This is a genomic window from Synechococcus sp. (assembly GCF_982614295.1).
On sequence record NZ_CEXBMR010000046.1, the window covers coordinates 10,792 to 13,409 of the forward strand.

General features: G+C 40.0%; 5 protein-coding genes. 2 read left to right on the forward strand and 3 right to left on the reverse strand.

Annotated elements, in window-relative coordinates:
* Window positions 1-195 precede the first annotated feature (195 nt).
* Window positions 196-495, forward strand: a complete 300-nt coding sequence (locus tag AC2JC8_RS08175) for a hypothetical protein (RefSeq protein WP_484594498.1) — start codon at window positions 196-198, stop codon at window positions 493-495.
* 44 nt (window positions 496-539) lie between these two features.
* Here AC2JC8_RS08175 and AC2JC8_RS08180 read toward each other — a convergent pair whose 3' ends face one another.
* From AC2JC8_RS08180 to AC2JC8_RS08190, 3 genes are all read right to left on the reverse strand, one after another.
* The gene (locus tag AC2JC8_RS08180) at window positions 540-1,007 is read right to left on the reverse strand and encodes a hypothetical protein (protein WP_484594499.1); all 468 of its coding nucleotides are present in this window, start codon (window positions 1,005-1,007) and stop codon (window positions 540-542) included.
* 19 nt (window positions 1,008-1,026) lie between these two features.
* Window positions 1,027-1,326, reverse strand: coding sequence for a hypothetical protein (locus AC2JC8_RS08185; RefSeq protein WP_484400703.1), 300 nt, complete (start codon window positions 1,324-1,326; stop codon window positions 1,027-1,029).
* Between the two features lie 120 nt (window positions 1,327-1,446).
* Window positions 1,447-1,926, reverse strand: a complete 480-nt coding sequence (locus AC2JC8_RS08190) for a hypothetical protein (RefSeq protein WP_484420098.1) — start codon at window positions 1,924-1,926, stop codon at window positions 1,447-1,449.
* Between the two features lie 79 nt (window positions 1,927-2,005).
* Here AC2JC8_RS08190 and AC2JC8_RS08195 point away from each other — a divergent pair, with 79 nt between their 5' ends.
* Window positions 2,006-2,428, forward strand: coding sequence for a hypothetical protein (locus tag AC2JC8_RS08195; protein ID WP_484400706.1), 423 nt, complete (start codon window positions 2,006-2,008; stop codon window positions 2,426-2,428).
* Window positions 2,429-2,618: the final 190 nt, after the last annotated feature.

Sequence of the window (2,618 nt, forward strand, 5' to 3'; positions counted from 1 at the left end):
CTAAAGCAGGAATATTGAAGCGCCAGTGGTCTGTAGAAGCGCCAAAACCATGAACCAGAAGAACCGGCACTCCAGAGCCGGAGGTGTTGCGCTCTAGGCAATGGATTGGATGGCCGCGAAAGCTCCAGGGTTCCGACACAGCCAATTCAGATTGATTCATGGATGCTAGAGATGCAAAGCGAGCAACGGATAGCAATGCCCCTAGCCAGTGCTGATTTAAGTGTGTTGTTTAGTGGTAGTGCCCTGTGGGCGCTGGCGTTTTATGTGCCCCTAAGCGGTCCGCTCTCGAGGTTTGAAACAGAACTAATCACAGCTGGCCTAGGCGAGGTTCAAAGGCAGCTATTGCTGGTTATTAGTAGCGTTGCTTTAGCTATAGGGGTGGGGATAGTTTTTCAGCTGATACTGAGTTGGGCTTTAAGCCCTAGCTGGGCGGCTAGCATGGGCTTACTTGCTGTACTAGCAACTGCTTTTTGGACGATTGCAAGCAGGCAATAATCAAATAATAATTAAACAGTGATTAAACAATAGCTTGGCAATAGCTATTTAGAGGCACCAACAAAACCTCGAATATAATCTAAACCCCAATCGAGAGTGTGAGGAGGAAGTTCATAAATATGATAAAAAATCTGTCTTTTAGCCGCTTCAATTCTTTCTATGCCCACTGCGCGCAAATTAGCCTCTGATGCAACAAAGAATTCAGCTAAAGCTGCTTGATTGCCGTTTTTTACACCACTTACATATAATTCCCTCAATAATCCAATTGCATCCGCTGTGGCAGGTGCAAATGTAATCATATCGTCTCCTAAAGGAATGCACATATTTTTGATACAACCCATCGAGAATTTCATCGCAATACGTGTTTCTTCAACAGATAAGGCATCTTCAGCTTCATCTCTAAAAAGGTGTTGAATTACACCATTAGTGCACTCAATCATTCTGAGCAAAGCAACCTTGTCTAATTCTTCGCTAGGCAAAGAAGAAAATAAAGCATTCCAGTCGTGTGCCATGATTAGTTAATTAGAAGGGTTAGTAATCGTCGCCATACTTCACTGAAGCGTCAGAATTCATTAATTCAACAGTAGTTTTAAAACCCTGGGCAACTGTTAGTTCGTGCTGGGTACCGATATCACGCAAAGCCGTAACATCGTATTCCGGAGCAGTAATCCAGCTAAAACCTTTGCCAAAGGTGTTATCTGGATTTACCACGTACCAATGGCAAGCGGTATCGGGCACGTTTACTGAACATTTAGTCCAGTCGTTATCCCACTGAGGCACTTGCACAAAAGAAAGGACTGCAAATAAAAATCCAAACAAGCTCAAAAACATCGGCGCTTAAGAATCTGTTACAAATCTAGCACCGATTTCAGATAATTGCGGAAATTGCTCGAAGTTCAGGCACGGCGCCGCTCAAGGCGAGCAAGCAAACAGCGCAAATGCTGTTTTACTCTAAATATCCTTTAGCAGATCTCTCATCGAAATAGAGTTATTTTTCAGCATATTTGAAGTAATTATTGAATTGCTATCTGCTAGATTTCGAGCAATTAAGCTCCCAAAATATTCATATTCTGCATACTTCCCGGTAAAATTAAACGCCAAAATTTGGCAGTTATCAAGATCATTAAATGGGCAATCCTTTTTATGTGGATCCCATAAAGCAAACGCTAAGCGCTTGAAATCAATAATTTTCTCATCACTAAGATGCAAAACAACATGGGCAATGATTACTTCAAAATCAATTTCCAATGGAAAAAGAAGGAGTTGATCTTGAATGCATTCCTTAATCGCTTGATCGTGATTTATAGCAATATTTAAAAGAATATCAAATTTTTCATCTGCAAATTCAAGGAAAGCCCCGCCTAAACCCAAGCCAAAATCCCAATAATTTTCGCAATATTCCTCTAGAAGAATTCTTGTGGCTTGTTCCATTCGGCATTAATAGTAATTCAAATGAACTACCGCTTGTGGGTGAGCGCAATTGGGGTGGTAGCTGCCTAAAATAAGTTTATTGAAAACGCGCACCATGCCAATAAGAAAACTGTTGAAAAAAAGCTTGTTGTGGGTGTTAACTGATCCAAATAAAACAGAAGCAGGTGCTGATCCGATCATTGCACTAGTAGAAAATCAAATTGAGCAGAAGGAGAAGGATCCAAAAGCTATAAAGCAATGGACCTACCTAATTAAAAAAAGATGGGATGAGATGCCCACCATACAGGGAAAAACTGGTTTAGTACTCAAATCATTGCTATTAATCCACGAAAAAATAACAGATGCAAATCCTTTAGAAGGCTATGAAGGTTTACCACTACAAGTTGAACAGATTTACTGGGAAATATGGGATTTAATCGATGAACATCAAGATCTGGAAACACCAGATGAAGTTTTAGAGCAGTGGATGACTCAATGCACCCCCGGTGATTTTTATCTTTAATTAAAAATAAAATTTAATTAATATATCTTGCGGCACGCCAATTAATATCAGAATTATTTTTTGAGAGATGCACTATAACTTCCTGATCTTGCTCATCGAACCATTTCAGCTCCGCATTAACGCCATTATTGCCGAGGGAAGATGTATTTTTAAAATTAATATATGTTGTGGCATATTCTAAAATTATCAA